This window comes from Pseudomonas sp. AC239 (genome assembly GCF_979258545.1).
The window spans coordinates 1,498,755-1,514,708 of record NZ_OZ409864.1 but is presented as its reverse complement, the minus strand read 5'-3'; the positions used below and the strand labels follow the sequence as shown (position 1 = coordinate 1,514,708).

The window sequence follows — 15,954 nt, the reverse complement described above, 5'->3', positions numbered from 1 at the left end:
TATGGGTGATCGGCACGACTACGTGGCCCTGGAATGGGTCAAGGGCGAAATTGCCGAAACGCTGAAGCTGGCGCATCAGGCGATCGAGGCCGTGCTCGACGATCCGCAGGCCGTCCCCGGGCTGGACGAGTGTCTGGCGTACATTCATCAGGTCCACGGCAGTCTGCAAATGGTCGAGTTCTACGGCGCAGCGTTGCTCGCCGAAGAAATGGAGCATCTGGTCGAAGCCCTGCAACATCAACGCGTGCCACACCGCGACGAAGCCTTGCACCTGATGCTGCAAGCCCTGGGGCAATTGCCGCTTTACCTTGACCGCGTGCAGAACGCCCGCCGCGACCTGCCGCTGGTGGTGTTGCCGCTGATCAACGATCTGCGCAGCGCTCGTGGTGAAAGTCTGTTGGCGGAAACCAGCCTGTTCAGCCCGCCGCTGCCCGAGCTCGCGCCGATCAGCGACGCGGCACTCGCGACACTGGAACCGCCCGATCTGCCGAACGTGCTGCGCAAACTGCGGCAGATGCTGCAAATGGCTCTGGTCGGTCTGCTGCGCGAACAGGACGACCAGACGCACCTTGGCTATCTGGCCAAGGTCTTCAGCCGTCTCGAAGCGCTTTGCGGCGACGCGCCGTTGAGCCCGTTGTGGCAGGTCGCCTCGGCGTTGGTCGAGGGCATGCGCGAGGGCGTCATCGCCAACAGTCCGGCGCTGCGCAGCCTGTTCAAGGACGCCGACAAAGAGCTCAAGCGCCTGCTCGAACAGGGCATCGTCGGGCTCAATCAGCCGGCGCCGGCCGAGCTGCTGAAAAGCCTGTTGTTCTATATTGCCAAAGCCGAACATCCCACCGGGCAGATGCTGACCATGAAAGATCGCTACTCCCTGGACGACGCGTTGCCCGACAGCGCGATGGTCGATGAAGAACGCGCGCGCCTCGCCGGCCCCGACCGCGATGCCATGCGCTCGGTGCTGGCAGCGCTGTGCGAAGAGCTGGTGCGGGTCAAGGAGCGCCTCGATCTGTTCGTGCGCAGCGACCGCCAGCACGCTTCGGATCTGGACAGCCTGCTGGCGCCGCTGCGGCAGATCGCCGACACCCTCGCGGTGCTGGGTTTCGGCCAGCCGCGCAAGGTCATCATCGACCAATTGGCGGTGGTGCTCAGCCTCGCCCAGGGCCAACGCGAACCGAACGATGCGATCCTCATGGACGTCGCCGGGGCCTTGCTCTACGTCGAAGCAACGCTGGCCGGCATGGTCGGCACGGTGGAGACGCAAAGCGCCGACGACACGCGCCTGCCGACCACCGACCTGACACAGATCCATCAGATTGTGATCAAGGAAGCGCGCATCTGCCTGCAACAGGCCAAGGACATGATCGTCGATTACATCGACGCCGATTGGGACCGCCAGCATCTGCAATCGCTGCCCGAATTGCTGACACAGGTGCGCGGCGCGCTGGCGATGATTCCGCTGGCCCGCGCAGCGAGTCTGGTCGAGGCCTGCAACGGCTTCATTCGCGAGCATTTGATGCTTGATGCCCACGAACCGGGTTGGGAACAACTCGATCATCTGGCCGATGTGATCAGCAGCCTGGAGTATTACCTCGAACGCCTGAGCGACGACCCGCAGGCGCCCGCCGAGCATCTGCTCGATGTCGCGCAGAACAGCCTCGCCAGCCTCGGCTTCTTCGCCAACGAGCAGCCCGGCGAAGCGCAAGTGCCGGTGCTCGATGAGGTACTCAGCCCCAGCGAAGCCCAGGTCATGCAGGATCTGCAAACTCTCGACGACCCTGACGTCGTGCAGTCGCTGGCCGATGTGCTGGCCAGCCCGTTGTCGGCGCTCAACCCGCCGGCGCGCAACAGCCCCGACAGCCTGATGCCGCCGCCGGCCGATGAAGAACCGGTCGACGATGAACTGCGCGAAGTGTTCCTGGAGGAAACCGACGAAGTTCTCGCAGTTCTCCACGAATACCTGCCGCGCTGGACCGCCAATCCCCAGGACCGCGCCGCGCTGACCGAACTGCGCCGGGCTTTCCATACCTTGAAGGGCAGCGGGCGCATGGTCCGCGCATTGGTTCTCGGCGAGCTGGCCTGGGCGGTGGAAAACCTGCTCAATCGCGTGCTCGAACAAAGCGTCGAGCCCGGCGCAGTGCTGCGCCAATTGCTCGACGACACGGTGTTGCTGCTGCCCGAGCTGATCAACGAATTTGCCACCCAGCGTCAGCGCCAGCGCAACGATGTCGACCAACTCGCCGCACGCGCCCACGCGTTGGCCAAAGGCGATGAGCCGCTGGCTGCCGAAGACACCGACGACGTCGCCGCCCTCGATCCGCTGCTGCTGGAAATCTTCCGCAAAGAAGCCGAAACCCACCTCGCGAGCCTCAACCGGTTCCTCGATCAGGCCGCCGAACAGGTGCCGTTGCCGGCCAGCGACGAACTGCAACGGGCGCTGCACACGCTCAAGGGCAGTGCCTCGATGGCCGGCGTATTGCCGATGGCCGAACTGGCGGCTTCACTGGATCAACTGGCCCGCGAGTTCAAGGCGCATCAGTTGCCGCTGGATCTGGACGAGGTCGAATTGCTGCTCGAAGCCGAGGGCTTGTTCCGCGTCGGCCTGCGTCAGCTCAAACACGATCCGCTGGCGCCGATTGTCGGTGCGCAGTCGCTGATCAAACGCACCGAGGCGCTGCTCGCCGAGCGCCTGCAAGCCAGCACCGATGGCGCTGACAGCGGCCTGCGCCTCAAGCGCGATCCGCAACTGATCAACAACTTCCTCGCCCAGGGCATGGACATCCTCCTCGACGCCGAAAACCTGTTGCAGCGCTGGCAGCAGCACCCCGGCGAACGCCAGGAACTCAGCGCCTTGCTCGATGAACTGACCACCCTCGGCGAAGGCGCGCACCTTGCCGATCTGCTGCCGGTCGACGGTTTATGCGAAGCCTTGCTCGATCTGTATGGCGCGGTGGAAGAAAGCAGCCTGGCGGTCAGCGAGCGGTTTTTCCACGAAGCGCAACTGGCCCACGAAGCGCTGATCAACATGCTCGACGAACTCGCCGCCGGCCAGGAAATCACCCCGCAGCCGGAGCGGATTCGGGCCTTGCAGGATCTGCTCGACGAAGGCCTCGACCCGGCGGCGATGGGCCTGATCCGCAGCGATGGCAGCCGCACCCTGGACATTCGCGAGCTCGGCAGCGCCACCGCGCAATTGCAGCAATCGGTTGCCGCCCTCGAGCCGGACGATGAAATCGTCGAAATCTTCCTCGAAGAGGCGGTGGATATTCTCGACAGCGCCGGGCAAGCCTTGCAGCGCTGGCTCAAGGACCCGGACAACGCTGCGCCACTGTCGTCATTGCAGCGCGACTTGCACACGCTGAAGGGTGGCGCGCGCATGGCCGAGGTCGAGGCCGTCGGCGACCTTGCCCAGGAACTGGAAAATCTCTACGAAGGGCTGGTTGATCGACGCTACAACCACAGCGCCGCGCTCGAAGGTTTGTTGCAGCACAGTCATGAGCGTTTGGCGCTGATGCTCGAGCAACTGCAAGCGCATCAAGCGCTGACCCCGGCGCAGGATCTGATCGACGCGATCCGTCAGTTGCGTCAGGGCCAGGCCGCCAGCGAATCATCCTCCGCAGCGGTCGAACACGACAGCGCCGGGCACGATCCGGAGTTGCTGGAGATCTTCCTCGAAGAAGGTTTCGACATCATCGAAAGTTCCGGCGCCGCGTTGTTGCGCTGGCAGGCCGAGCCGGGCAACCGTCAGGAAATTGAAACCCTGCTGCGCGATCTGCACACCCTCAAGGGTGGCGCGCGGATGGTCGAAATCGGCCCGATCGGCGACCTCGCCCATGAGCTGGAATTTCTCTACGAAAGCCTCTCTAGCGGTGCGCTGCAACCGTCCGCCGAGCTGTTCGCGCTGGTGCAGCGCGGCCATGACCGACTGGCGCAAATGCTCGATGGCGTGCGCGCCGGGCAGCCGTGCCCGCCGGCCGATCGGCTGATCAGCGCGATCCAGAATTTCAGCCATCCGGCGCAGGTTGAAGCGCCGCTGGCGCCAGCTCCGGTCATCAAGCCTGAGGCAGCGCCACCGGCGGCCGATGCTGGCGCGGACATGGTCAAGGTCTCGTCCGAACTGCTCGATGAACTGGTCAATCTGGCCGGGGAAACCTCGATCTTTCGCGGGCGAATCGAGCAGCAAGTCAACGATGCGCAGATCGCTCTCAACGAGATGGAAACCACCATCGAGCGCATGCGCGATCAGTTGCGCCGGCTCGACACGGAAACCCAGGGGCGCATCCTCAGCCGTCAGCAAGTCGACGGTGAGCGCCTCGGTTATGAAGACTTCGATCCGCTGGAAATGGACCGCCATTCGCAGCTTCAGCAACTGTCGCGGGCGCTGTTCGAATCTGCCTCGGACCTGCTCGACCTCAAGGAAACCCTCGACCGCCGCAACCACGACGCGGAAAACCTGTTGCAGCAACAGGGGCGGATCAACACCGAATTGCAGGAAGGCCTGATGCGCACGCGCATGGTGCCGTTCGAGCGCATGGTGCCGCGTCTCAAACGCATCGTGCGTCAGGTCGCCGAGGAGCTGGGCAAGGATGTCGCGTTCGTCGTCGGCAATGCCGATGGCGAGATGGATCGCAACGTGCTGGAGCGCATGGCCGCGCCGCTGGAACACATGCTGCGCAACGCCGTCGACCATGGCCTGGAGTCCACTGAAGTGCGGTTGGCGGCGGGCAAACCGGCGCAAGGGCAGATCACCCTTGATCTGTCGCGCGAGGGCGGCGACATGGTTTTCGACATCCGCGATGACGGCGCCGGGGTGCCGCTGGAAGCCGTGCGGCGCAAAGCGATCAAGCGCGGTCTGCTGGCGCCCGATGCCGAGATCAGCGACCGCGACGTGTTGCAGTTCATCCTTCAGCCGGGTTTCTCCACGGCAGAGAAAATCACTCAGATTTCCGGGCGTGGCGTCGGCATGGACGTGGTCCACGAAGAAGTGCGCCAGCTCGGCGGCAGCATGAGCATCGATTCGGTGCCGGGGCAGGGCGTGCATTTCCGCATTCGCTTGCCGTTCACCGTGTCGGTCAACCGCGCGCTGATGGTGCAGTGCGCTGAGGATCAGTACGCGATCCCGCTGAACACCATCGAAGGCATCGTGCGTGTGTTGCCGAATGATCTGGAAGGGCACTTCCGTCAGGATCCACCGAGTTATCAATACGCCGGCCAGCGTTATGAACTGTGCTATCTCGGCGAGCTGTTGAAGACTGCGCCACGGCCAAAACTGCTCGGGCAGAACCTGCCGTTGCCGGTGCTGTTGGTGCATTACAACGACCGCCACATTGCCGTGCTGGTCGACGCCATGGCCGGCACCCGCGAGATCGTGGTCAAGAGCCTCGGCGCGCAATTCGCGGCGGTGCAGGGCGTGTCGGGGGCGACGATTCTCGGCGATGGCCGGGTGGTGCTGATTCTGGATCTGCTCGCACCGATCCGGGCGATGCAGGCGCGCCTGGCGCAGGAGCCGTCACTCACGGAGATCGACAGCGAACCGCACAAGCCGCTGCTGATCATGGTCGTCGATGACTCGGTGACCGTGCGCAAGGTCACCAGCCGTTTGCTCGAGCGTCACGGCATGAACGTGCTGACCGCCAAGGACGGTGTCGATGCGATGCTGCTGCTTGAAGAGCACTTGCCCGACCTGATGCTGCTCGACATCGAAATGCCGCGCATGGACGGCTTCGAAGTCGCCACCCAGGTGCGCGCCGACGAACGCCTGCGCCACTTGCCGATCATCATGATCACCTCGCGCACCGGGCAGAAACACCGCGACCGCGCCATGGCCATCGGCGTCAACGACTACCTCGGCAAGCCGTATCAGGAATCGGTGTTGCTGGAGAGCATCGCCCGATGGAGCAAGAAACATGCATGAGCACCGGCACAACCCGCGCACCAGTCAGCTCACCGGGCTGCTGCTGCCGCTGGCCGATCGCAACCTGATCCTGCCCAATGTCGCCATTGCCGAGCTGATCGACTACCAGGCCAGCGCCTTCGACCTCGACACGCCGCCGTGGTACCTGGGGCGGGTGACCTGGCGCGAGCGGCAGATTCCGCTGATCAGTTTCGAATCGGCCTGTGGGCAGAAAATCGTCATCGGCGAACGGGCACGGATCGTCATCCTGAATGCGCTGGGCGGCTTGCCGGAGCTGAGATTCATCGCGCTGCTGGTGCAGGGGATTCCTCGCTCCTACAAGCTGGACAGTCAGTTGAGTTATGTCGATGTGCCATTGTGTGCGCTGGAGCAGGCAGCGGTGCAGGTGGGCGAGCAGGTGGCGAAGGTGCCGGATTTGTTGGGGCTGGAGAAGTTACTGGTGGATGCGGGATTGGTTTATTGATTTGCGTTTGTGGTGTCCTGGCGGGCGTATTCGCGAGCAAGCCCGCTCCCACAGTGGAGCGATGTCGTACACAAAATCTGCGTACCCTGAAGCTCCCATGTGGGAGCGGGCTTGCTCGCGAAAGCGCCAGTCGCGGCAGCAAATTCCTACGGGTAGATCCCCAATCCAGATCAGCCAATAAACAACAATTGATTGAGGTGTTTAAAGACACCCAGTGTTACGCCCCGCCAGCCTACAAATCCTTGCGCCGCTGCCTACGCCTGCGCCAGAATCCGCCGGCTTGTGCGCCCAGGGCTTGCTGCGTAACTTGGATCGGGTCACTGATTCCCAGTGATCGGGTTTAGCAGCCCGTGGTCAATCTGAGGTTGCACGAGCACCGTCAGTCAGGCGTCACGCCTGCACTTGATGGCGGCTGTGCGCAGGGCGCTTCGGCGCGCCGGCTTCCTTAGGTTCCCCGGTCTGCTAACCTGCGTTCAGCTGCCACCCCTTCTTTTAGCAGAGATGCGGTTGCGGCTTTATCCGGAACCTGAAGATGAAAAAACCATCGCCAAACCCGCCGACCAACGACCCGGCATCGCCCTACCAATCCTCCGACTCAAAGAAATTCCACGAAGCCGCCGAGCGCGCCCTCGACCATTACCTCGGCCCGCCCAGCGCTGACTTCATGGCCCCGCCCTACACCCCCAACACGCTGTACATGGCCAACCCCGAAGCCGACACCGAATCGCTGCTGGCCGACGCCTGTGAAACCCTGGGTTCGGCGACAGTCATGTTGCACAACCACGCCGCCTCGGTGGACGGCTCACAGCGCAAGACCCTGCAGGGCATCGCGCAGATTGTCATGGTGGCAGAGATGGCGGTGAACCGGGTGCTGGACAAACTGGTGCCAACCGACTGAGCGAGTGCGCTGAGGCGACTGGCCTCTTCGCGAGCAGGCTCGCTCCCACAATTGGAATGCGTTCGATCGTTCCCACGCGGAGCGTGGGAACGATCAATGTGGGAGCGAGCCTGCTCGCGAAAGCGATCGTGACCATTACTCTCAGCGTAATGATTCACCACCCAGCTTGATTGATGCCCTCATCGCACACGCCTAACTTGGCTCCACGACAGCGAACCCGTGGAGTGAGCATGACAACAACAATTTCCCCCGACTCGCGCTGGACGCGGCGGCGTGACGAGAAGCAGCGCCGGCTCGACAAGGTGCGCGGGCTGGCCGATGGTGCGGTGTTGCCCAGCGACAAAATCGTCGCCGCGCTTGAAGCGCTGATCCATCCCGGCGACCGCGTGGTGCTGGAGGGCAACAACCAGAAGCAGGCGGATTTCCTTTCGCGTTCGCTGGCCAAGGCCGATCCGGCCAAGCTCCATGATCTGCACATGATCATGCCCAGCGTCGGCCGCTCCGAGCACCTTGATCTGTTCGAACGCGGCATCGCCCGCAAGCTCGATTTCTCTTTCGCCGGCACCCAGAGCCTGCGCATCAGCCAGTTGCTCGAAGACGGCTTGCTCGAAGTCGGCGCGATCCACACCTACATCGAACTCTACGCCCGCCTCGTTGTGGACCTGATCCCCAACGTTGTGCTCTCGGCCGGCTTCATGGCCGACCGCGCCGGCAACATCTACACCGGCCCGAGCACCGAAGACACCCCGGCCCTGATCGAACCAGCGGCGTTCAGCGACGGCATCGTTATCGTTCAGGTCAACCAGTTGGTCGACGACGTCAGCGAGCTGCCTCGCGTAGATATTCCCGCTTCATGGGTCGATTTCGTCGTGGTCGCCGACAAGCCGTTCTACATCGAGCCGCTGTTCACCCGCGACCCCCGACACATCAAGCCTGTGCATGTGCTGATGGCGATGATGGCGATTCGCGGGATCTACGAAAAACACAACGTACAGTCGCTCAACCACGGTATCGGTTTCAACACCGCCGCCATCGAACTGATCCTGCCGACCTACGGCGAATCCCTCGGTTTGAAAGGCAAGATCTGCCGCAACTGGACGCTCAATCCGCACCCGACGCTGATCCCGGCGATTGAAAGCGGCTGGGTCGAGAGCGTGCATTGCTTCGGCACCGAACTGGGCATGGAAAACTACATCGCCGCCCGGCCAGATGTGTTCTTCACTGGCCGCGATGGCTCGCTGCGCTCCAACCGCATGGTCTGCCAACTCGCCGGGCAGTACGCGGTGGACCTGTTCATCGGCGCGACGTTGCAAGTCGACGGCGACGGCCATTCCTCGACCGTAACCCGTGGCCGCCTCGCCGGTTTCGGTGGTGCGCCGAACATGGGCCACGACCCGCGCGGCCGCCGTCACGGCACCCCGGCGTGGCTGGACATGCGCCATGCCGATGGGCCGCAACCGATGCTCGAACGTGGCAAGAAACTCGTGGTGCAAATGGTCGAGACCTTCCAGGAGGGCGGCAAACCGACCTTCGTCGAAACCCTCGACGCCGTGGAAGTGGCGAAGAAAAGCGGCATGCCGCTGGCACCGATCATGATCTACGGCGACGACGTGACCCACCTGCTGACCGAAGAAGGCATCGCCTACCTGTACAAGGCGCGCTCGCTGGAAGAGCGCCAGGCGATGATCGCAGCGGTCGCCGGGGTTACCGCCATCGGCCTGCGGCACAACCCGAAAGACACCGAACGCATGCGCCGCGAGGGGCTGATCGCCCTGCCCGAAGACCTCGGCATCCGCCGCACTGACGCTACCCGCGAATTGCTCGCGGCGAAAAGCGTGGCTGATCTGGTCGAGTGGTCCGGCGGCCTGTACAACCCGCCCGCCAAATTCAGGAGCTGGTAATGCACGCATTCAACCTGCAAGCGAAACCGCTTTCTCTGGCTGACCGCTTGGCCGATCTGGCGGTGGACGCGCTGATCGACGAAGCCGATCTGTCGCCGAAACCGGCGCTGGTCGACCGTCGCGGCAACGGCGCGCACACTGATCTGCACTTGGGCCTGATGCACGCGTCGGCGTTGGCCTTGTGGCAGGCATTCAAGGAAATGGCCGAGGCGGCGCTGGAGCTGGGCGAAGTCGGTTTGCCATTGCGCGAAGCGATTGGCCGCATCGGCCGTGAAGGCGAGCAAGCGATGCTTGTGACCACCAACGGCGTCAACACCCATCGCGGTGCGATCTGGGCGTTGGGACTGTTGGTGACGGCCGCCGCGCTGCAACCGAAATCCGTCGCCCTGTGTGCCGCCCGCCTGGCACTGCTCGACGACCGCTACGCACCGACACCGCTCAGCCACGGCGCACAAGTCGCCCAGCGTTACGGCGCACGCGGTGCTCGCGAGGAAGCGCAACTCGGCTTCCCGTCCGTGCTGCAACGCGGCCTGCCGCAACTGCACAAAAGCCGCGCCAGCGGCCACGGCGAACAGAACGCCCGGCTCGATGCGTTGCTGGCGATCATGACCGAGCTGGCCGACACCTGCGTGCTCTACCGCGCCGGCGAACCGGGCCTGCAGGCCATGCAGTCCGGCGCGCAAGCGGTGCTCGATGCCGGGGGCAGCGCCAGCCTCAGCGGTCGTCGTCGCCTGCACGAACTGGATCAACAACTCATCGCATTGAATGCCTCGCCCGGTGGCGCCGCCGACCTGCTCGCCGCCACGCTGCTGCTCGATCGTATCGAGCGCGACGGCCTCTCTCAGGGAGCGTTTTGATGGAAAACCTATCGTTTGAATTCCCCGCCGGGCAGCCGCCACGCGGGCGTGCGCTGGTCGGTTGTGTCGGCTCCGGTGATCTGGAAGTGCTGATCGAACCGGGTCTGGCCGGCAAACTGACGATCAACGTGCAGACTTCAGTCAACGGCGCGCAGCAGCGCTGGCAACACCTGTTTGCGCGGATGTTCGACGGCACCACGCCGCCGGCGATGGCCATCGATATCCACGATTTCGGCGCGACGCCGGGGGTGGTGCGCTTGCGTCTGGAACAGGGTTTCGAGGAGATCGGCCATGACTGACAGCGCAGCGTTGCTGAACAAACACAGTTTCGTCGAACTCGGCGCGCGGCAGCGGGCGCAAGCCTTGCTCGACGCCGGGACCTTTCGCGAACTGCTCGATCCGTTTCAACGGGTCATGTCGCCATGGCTTGAGCGCCAGGGCGTAGTGCCGCAAGCCGACGACGGGGTGATCATCGCCAAGGGCAGCCTCGACGGTTTGCCGGTGGTCATCGCGGCGATTGAAGGCGCGTTTCAGGGCGGCAGCCTTGGCGAAGTCGGCGGGGCGAAGATTGCCGGTGCGCTGGAACTGGCCGCCGAAGACAACCGCAACGGCATCCCCACCCGCGCCGTGTTGCTGCTGGAAACCGGCGGCGTGCGCTTGCAGGAAGCCAATCTAGGGCTGGCGGCGATTGCCGATATTCATGCGGCGATTGTCGATCTGCAGCAGTACCAACCGGTGGTCGGCGTGGTCGCCGGCAGCGTCGGTTGCTTCGGCGGCATGTCGATCGCCGCTGCGCTGTGCAGCTATTTGCTGGTGACCCAGGAAGCACGTCTCGGCCTGAACGGCCCGCAAGTCATCGAGCAGGAAGCCGGGATCGAGGAATACGACTCCCGCGACCGGCCCTTCATCTGGAGCCTGACCGGCGGCGAGCAGCGTTTCAACAGTGGTCTGGTGGATCGCTATGTCGGCGATGATGTGGCGCAGATTCGTCAGCAGGTTGGTGAATTGCTCCAGCAAGGTTTACCGACGCAGCCGCGCAGTCAACGCGCCGCGTGGTATCTGCGACGCTTGGCGAGTCTGGACACGGACAAGCAAATCGAGCCTTCAGTGGTTCGCGATCTGTATCAAGGAGAGCGCTCATGAGTGGCTGTTCACTGCGCGGTTTGAACTGGTTCAACGCCTTGAGCGCTGGCGCTGAAAGCGTTGAAGGTCTACCGCCGTCGTTGCGGGTGGCTGACGCTGAGCTGGGGCGTTTTATCGCCGTGGTCGCCGACCCGGACAATCGTTTCCCTCGCGCCCGAAACGGCGAAGTCGGCTTGCTCGAAGGCTGGGGTCTGGCCAAGGCTGTGGATGACGCGATCAGCGCCGATCGCGACAACGCGCGGAAGCGCTCGATCATCGCCATTGTCGATGTGCCGAGTCAGGCGTATGGCCGGCGCGAAGAAGCCCTCGGCATTCATCAGGCCCTGGCTGGCGCGGCGGACAGTTATGCCCGCGCGCGTCTGGCCGGGCATCCGGTGATTGCGTTGTTGGTGGGCAAGGCCATGTCGGGCGCATTTCTCGCGCATGGTTATCAGGCCAATCGGCTGATTGCTTTGCGTGATCCCGGTGTGATGGTGCACGCGATGGGCAAGGCCTCGGCGGCGCGGGTGACCTTGCGCAGTGTTGAAGAGCTGGAAGCGCTGGCCTCCAGCGTGCCGCCGATGGCCTACGACATCGACAGCTACGCCAGCCTCGGTCTGCTCTGGGAAACCCTCTCGGTGCAGCAGATCGAACAGCCGACGGCGGAAGATCTGGCGCGGGTGAGCGAGTGCTTGAAACAAGCGATCAACGATGTGTCCAGCAGTGATTTGCACGGCCGTCTCGGCGCGAGTAATCGCGCCGCCTCCAGCCGCGTCCGCGAACTGCTAAGGGCGCAGTGGTGAACCTGCCCCTGGCCCACGACCTGCTCTGGGGCATGACCCCGGCGCACTTAACGGCGGATGCGCCGCAGTGGGCAGTCGAGGTGCTCGCGGCCGGGCAACCGGTGGTGGTACGGCGGGCGTTGAGCGAGGAAGGCTTGATCGCGGTCGGCGTGCGCGGTGTTTTGCGCGAGCAACGCCTGGCTGCGTCCATGCCGGTTGATTCGATCGCGCGGCGGGTCAGTCCTGAAGCGCTGTGTCATGTCGACAGCCCGCGTGATTTGCCGGTGATGCAGGCGCTGCAACAGCTGCGACCGCTGCTCGACGGTTGCGGTTGGGTCTGGGGTGTCAGCGGCAGTGTCGGATTTGAATTGGCCAGTGGTTTTGCGGCGATGCACGGTGCCAGCGATCTCGATTTGATCCTGCGTACGCCGCAGATGATCCGCCGTGATCAGGCACGCGAACTGGTCGCACTTTTTGATCAAACCGTGTGCCGGGTCGACGCGCAATTGCAGACGCCATTCGGTGCGGTGGCCTTGCGCGAATGGGCCCGTGGTTCGTCCCGAGTGCTGCTGAAAAATGCCCATCAGGCGTGTCTGGTGACGGACCCGTGGAACCCGCAGGAGCAGGCAGCGTGAGCAGTCTGCTGGTATTTCCCGGCCAGGGCGCGCAGCAGGCGGGCATGCTTCAGCGTTTGCCAAGGGCAACGCTGGTCGAGGCCAGTGATGTTCTTGGCGAAGATGTCTCGCTGCTGGATTCTGCCGAGGCATTGCGCACAACTAGGGCGGTTCAGCTGTGCCTGCTGATCGCCGGGGTCGCTGCTTCACGGCAGTTATTGCAGGACGGACTGACAGCAGATTACGTCGCCGGGCTGTCCATCGGTGCCTACCCGGCGGCGGTGGTGGCGGGTGCGTTGAGCTTCAGCAATGCGCTGCATCTGGTCAGCCTGCGCGGTGAGCTGATGCAGCAGGTTTATCCACAGGGCTACGGCATGACCGCGATCATCGGTCTGCAATTATCCACAGTGGAAACGCTGCTGGCCCAAGTGCACAGCGAAGAAACACCGGTGTATCTGGCCAACATCAACGCTGATAACCAAGCGGTCATCGCTGGCAGCGACAAGGCCATGCAAGCGGTGGCGGAGCTGGCGCGCAGTCGTGGCGCCGGACTGGCGAAACGTTTGGCGGTGAGCGTGCCGTCGCACTGCCCATTGCTGGAAAAACCTGCGCAAACCCTCGCAGAAGCTTTCGCCAAGGTTGAACTGAAGAACCCGAAAATCGCTTACCTGAGCGGCAGTCGCGCGCGACCTGTTACCAAAGTGGAAGCGCTGCGCGACGACCTCGCCTTCAACATGTGCCGCGTGGTGGATTGGCGCGGCACCGTGCAAAGCGCCTACGAGCGCGGCGTGCGTCTTCAGATCGAACTGCCGCCCGGTGCGGTGCTGACCGGGCTGGCGCGCCGGGTGTTCGAGCAGGGCACCGTCACTGCCTTCGACAGTGCCCGCCTCGACACCCTGCAGGCGCTGTTGCGCGAGGAGGGTGGCCGCCAACTCTAAACCGCCGACTCAAGCTTCGAACAACAAAAACAACATTCGACGATGCACTTTGAGGACTACAACAATGATTATTTACGGTGTGGCGCTGCTGGCGATCTGTACGCTGGCAGGGGTGATCATGGGCGACATGCTTGGTGTGTTGCTGGGCGTCAAATCCAACGTCGGCGGGGTCGGCATCGCCATGATTCTGCTGATCTGCGCGCGCTTGTGGATGCAAAAGCGCGGCGGCATGACCAGGGATTGCGAGATGGGCGTCGGCTTCTGGGGCGCGATGTACATTCCGGTGGTGGTGGCGATGGCCGCGCAGCAGAACGTCGTCACCGCCCTGCACGGCGGCCCGGTGGCGGTGCTGGCGGCAATCGGCTCCGTGGCGGTTTGTGGTTGCACGATTGCCCTGATCAGCCGCACTCACAAGGGCGAACCGTTGCCCGACGAACCGGCGGATATTTCCCCGGTCGGCACCCCGGTAGGAGGTCGCTGACATGTGGGATCTCATCGAAAAAGGTCTGGAACACAATGGGCTGATCACCGCCTTCGCCTTCGTCGGCGTGATCATGTGGGTGTCGGTGATTCTTTCCAAACGCCTGACCTTCGGGCGCATCCATGGCTCGGCGATCGCCATCGTCATCGGCCTGGTGCTGGCCTGGGTCGGCGGCACCATGACCGGCGGACAGAAAGGCCTGGCCGATCTGACGCTGTTCTCCGGCATCGGCCTGATGGGCGGGGCAATGTTGCGTGACTTCGCCATCGTCGCCACCGCGTTCGAAGTGCAGGCCACCGAAGCGAAGAAAGCCGGCATGATCGGCGTGATCGCTTTGCTCCTGGGCACGATCCTGCCGTTCATTGTCGGCGCGTGCATGGCCTGGACCTTCGGTTATCGCGATGCGGTGAGCATGACCACCATCGGTGCGGGTGCGGTGACTTACATCGTCGGGCCGGTGACCGGTGCGGCGATCGGCGCGACCTCGGATGTGATGGCGCTGTCGATTGCCACCGGGTTGATCAAGGCGATTCTGGTGATGGTCGGCACCCCGGTTGCGGCGCGCTGGATGGGGTTGGACAATCCGCGTTCGGCGATGGTCTTTGGCGGGCTGGCCGGGACGGTGAGTGGCGTGACGGCGGGTCTGGCGGCGACGGATCGGCGCTTGGTGCCTTATGGCGCGTTGACGGCTACCTTTCACACCGGTCTTGGGTGTCTGCTGGGGCCGTCGCTGTTGTTCTTCATTGTTCGCGCGATTGTGGGCTGAAGATCAAGAGCCCCTCACCCTAGCCCTCTCCCGGGGGGAGAGGGGACTGACCGACGTGCTTGTTCGAGTTACACCGACCTGACATTCCTGTGTCGAACTCAGGTCTTGAAACCCATGAAGATCTGCTCTTTTCCCCCCTCGCCCCCTTGGGGGAGAGGGCTGGGGTGAGGGGGAGCTCTTGATCTTGATCTAAACCCCAACCTGGCGATTGGCATACATCCGACACTCCGCCAATAACGCCAACAAGTTCGGATCGCGCTCCTTGGCCTTCAGAAACACCACGCCAATGTGCTGCTGCAACCGGTACTTCTCCTGCAACGGGATCAGCTTCACCCGATTTTCGTACACCGCCGCAATCCTTCCTGGCAGCAACGCATAACCCACGCCCGAGCTGACCATGCTCAGCAGGGTGAAGATGTCGTTGACCTGCATCGCTACCTTCGGCTCGAACCCCGCCTGTTTGAATACCCGCACACCATCCTGATGGGTGGCGAAGCCCTGGGTCAGGGTGATGAAGGTTTCGTCACGCACTTCCGCCAGATCGACTTCACTGCGCTGAGCAAACTTCGAATCCGCCGGGGTGGCGAGGAAGATGTCGTCGGAAAACAGCGCAATCTGCTCGCAGTCCGGATCGTTGATGCTGTCGTCCAGCGACACCAGAATCGCGTCGACTTCCATGTTTTTCAGTTTGTAGAGCAAGTCGATGTTCGAGCCGAGGATCAGGTCGATGTTGAGTTCGCTGCGGCGGATTTTCAGGCCCATGATCAGCTGCGGCACGGTTTTCACCGTCAGCGAATACAGCGAGCCGAGCTTGAAGCGCTCGGCGGAAAATCCGGCGGCTTCGCGGGTCAGGCGCACGCTGTCGACCACATCGTTGATCAGCTTCTGCGCGCGCTCTTCCAGCACATAAGCACTTTCCAGCGGCGTCAGATTGCGACCCTCGTGTTTGAACAGCGGGCAGCGCAGGGCGCTTTCCAGCGAGTGAATCGCGCGGTGCACGCTGACGTTACTGGTCTGCAGTTCGGCGGCGGCGCGGGCGAGGTTGCCGGTGCGCATGAAGGCGAGGAACACCTCGAGTTTTTTCAGGGTCAATTCTTCGTCGATCAGCATGGCGCGGACTCTTTTTGGTATCGGCCGATTGTGCCCAATTCCGACGTGCCGCGCAGGCGAGGTTGAACAGAAACATTGCGCTTTTACGCTCAAGGCCCGAGCCTTGCGCGC

13 protein-coding genes are annotated in these 15,954 nt (G+C 63.3%); 12 read left to right on the top strand and 1 reads right to left on the bottom strand.

What is annotated here, in order from left to right; genetic code table 11:
- Position 1 precedes the first annotated feature (1 nt).
- From ACZ0AZ_RS06990 to madM, 12 genes are all read left to right on the top strand, one after another.
- Positions 2-5,911, top strand: coding sequence for a hybrid sensor histidine kinase/response regulator (locus tag ACZ0AZ_RS06990; RefSeq protein ID WP_463570927.1), 5,910 nt, complete (start codon positions 2-4; stop codon positions 5,909-5,911).
- A complete protein-coding gene (locus ACZ0AZ_RS06985; RefSeq protein WP_129997817.1) occupies positions 5,904-6,374 on the top strand; it encodes a chemotaxis protein CheW in 471 nt (156 codons plus the stop codon). Before ACZ0AZ_RS06990 ends, ACZ0AZ_RS06985 begins: the two co-directional genes overlap by 8 nt.
- Before the next feature lie 532 nt (positions 6,375-6,906).
- Positions 6,907-7,272, top strand: a complete 366-nt coding sequence (locus tag ACZ0AZ_RS06980; protein WP_129997816.1) for a DUF6124 family protein — start codon at positions 6,907-6,909, stop codon at positions 7,270-7,272.
- A gap of 230 nt (positions 7,273-7,502) precedes the next feature.
- The gene (gene mdcA / locus ACZ0AZ_RS06975) at positions 7,503-9,173 is read left to right on the top strand and encodes a malonate decarboxylase subunit alpha (protein ID WP_016772750.1); all 1,671 of its coding nucleotides are present in this window, start codon (positions 7,503-7,505) and stop codon (positions 9,171-9,173) included.
- Positions 9,173-10,030: a triphosphoribosyl-dephospho-CoA synthase gene (locus tag ACZ0AZ_RS06970; protein ID WP_463537133.1), complete on the top strand. Its 858-nt coding sequence runs from the start codon at positions 9,173-9,175 to the stop codon at positions 10,028-10,030. The genes mdcA and ACZ0AZ_RS06970 overlap by 1 nt, the downstream gene beginning before the upstream one ends.
- On the top strand, positions 10,030-10,329 hold the full coding sequence (locus ACZ0AZ_RS06965; protein WP_039757560.1) for a malonate decarboxylase subunit delta: 300 nt from the start codon (positions 10,030-10,032) through the stop codon (positions 10,327-10,329). The genes ACZ0AZ_RS06970 and ACZ0AZ_RS06965 overlap by 1 nt, the downstream gene beginning before the upstream one ends.
- The gene (locus tag ACZ0AZ_RS06960) at positions 10,322-11,173 is read left to right on the top strand and encodes a biotin-independent malonate decarboxylase subunit beta (RefSeq protein WP_463537132.1); all 852 of its coding nucleotides are present in this window, start codon (positions 10,322-10,324) and stop codon (positions 11,171-11,173) included. Before ACZ0AZ_RS06965 ends, ACZ0AZ_RS06960 begins: the two co-directional genes overlap by 8 nt.
- On the top strand, positions 11,170-11,955 hold the full coding sequence (gene mdcE, locus ACZ0AZ_RS06955; protein ID WP_463537131.1) for a biotin-independent malonate decarboxylase subunit gamma: 786 nt from the start codon (positions 11,170-11,172) through the stop codon (positions 11,953-11,955). Before ACZ0AZ_RS06960 ends, mdcE begins: the two co-directional genes overlap by 4 nt.
- A complete protein-coding gene (locus ACZ0AZ_RS06950) occupies positions 11,949-12,569 on the top strand; it encodes a malonate decarboxylase holo-ACP synthase (RefSeq protein ID WP_463537130.1) in 621 nt (206 codons plus the stop codon). The genes mdcE and ACZ0AZ_RS06950 overlap by 7 nt, the downstream gene beginning before the upstream one ends.
- The gene (gene mdcH, locus ACZ0AZ_RS06945) at positions 12,566-13,486 is read left to right on the top strand and encodes a malonate decarboxylase subunit epsilon (RefSeq protein ID WP_129997809.1); all 921 of its coding nucleotides are present in this window, start codon (positions 12,566-12,568) and stop codon (positions 13,484-13,486) included. Before ACZ0AZ_RS06950 ends, mdcH begins: the two co-directional genes overlap by 4 nt.
- Before the next feature lie 64 nt (positions 13,487-13,550).
- A complete protein-coding gene (gene madL, locus ACZ0AZ_RS06940) occupies positions 13,551-13,967 on the top strand; it encodes a malonate transporter subunit MadL (protein ID WP_463537129.1) in 417 nt (138 codons plus the stop codon).
- Position 13,968: 1 nt separating this feature from the next.
- Positions 13,969-14,733 carry a malonate transporter subunit MadM gene (gene madM / locus ACZ0AZ_RS06935; RefSeq protein ID WP_039757570.1) on the top strand — a complete coding sequence of 255 codons (765 nt, stop codon included), beginning with the start codon at positions 13,969-13,971 and terminating at the stop codon, positions 14,731-14,733.
- Between the two features lie 189 nt (positions 14,734-14,922).
- Here the strand turns inward: madM and ACZ0AZ_RS06930 are convergent, their stop codons facing one another.
- The gene (locus tag ACZ0AZ_RS06930) at positions 14,923-15,843 is read right to left on the bottom strand and encodes a LysR family transcriptional regulator (RefSeq protein ID WP_463537128.1); all 921 of its coding nucleotides are present in this window, start codon (positions 15,841-15,843) and stop codon (positions 14,923-14,925) included.
- Between the last annotated feature and the right edge of the window lie 111 nt (positions 15,844-15,954).

What these genes read in the sequence shown, in the direction of transcription:
- ACZ0AZ_RS06980 (WP_129997816.1), top strand. Translation starts at nt 6,907, where the DNA reads ATGAAAAAACCATCGCCAAACCCGCCGACCAACGACCCGGCATCGCCC.
- mdcE (WP_463537131.1), top strand. Translation starts at nt 11,170, where the DNA reads ATGAGTGGCTGTTCACTGCGCGGTTTGAACTGGTTCAACGCCTTGAGC.
- ACZ0AZ_RS06970 (WP_463537133.1), top strand. Translation starts at nt 9,173, where the DNA reads ATGCACGCATTCAACCTGCAAGCGAAACCGCTTTCTCTGGCTGACCGC.
- madL (WP_463537129.1), top strand. Translation starts at nt 13,551, where the DNA reads ATGATTATTTACGGTGTGGCGCTGCTGGCGATCTGTACGCTGGCAGGG.
- mdcA (WP_016772750.1), top strand. Translation starts at nt 7,503, where the DNA reads ATGACAACAACAATTTCCCCCGACTCGCGCTGGACGCGGCGGCGTGAC.
- ACZ0AZ_RS06990 (WP_463570927.1), top strand. Translation starts at nt 2, where the DNA reads ATGGGTGATCGGCACGACTACGTGGCCCTGGAATGGGTCAAGGGCGAA.
- ACZ0AZ_RS06985 (WP_129997817.1), top strand. Translation starts at nt 5,904, where the DNA reads ATGCATGAGCACCGGCACAACCCGCGCACCAGTCAGCTCACCGGGCTG.
- ACZ0AZ_RS06960 (WP_463537132.1), top strand. Translation starts at nt 10,322, where the DNA reads ATGACTGACAGCGCAGCGTTGCTGAACAAACACAGTTTCGTCGAACTC.
- madM (WP_039757570.1), top strand. Translation starts at nt 13,969, where the DNA reads ATGTGGGATCTCATCGAAAAAGGTCTGGAACACAATGGGCTGATCACC.
- ACZ0AZ_RS06965 (WP_039757560.1), top strand. Translation starts at nt 10,030, where the DNA reads ATGGAAAACCTATCGTTTGAATTCCCCGCCGGGCAGCCGCCACGCGGG.
- ACZ0AZ_RS06930 (WP_463537128.1), bottom strand. Translation starts at nt 15,843, where the DNA reads ATGCTGATCGACGAAGAATTGACCCTGAAAAAACTCGAGGTGTTCCTC.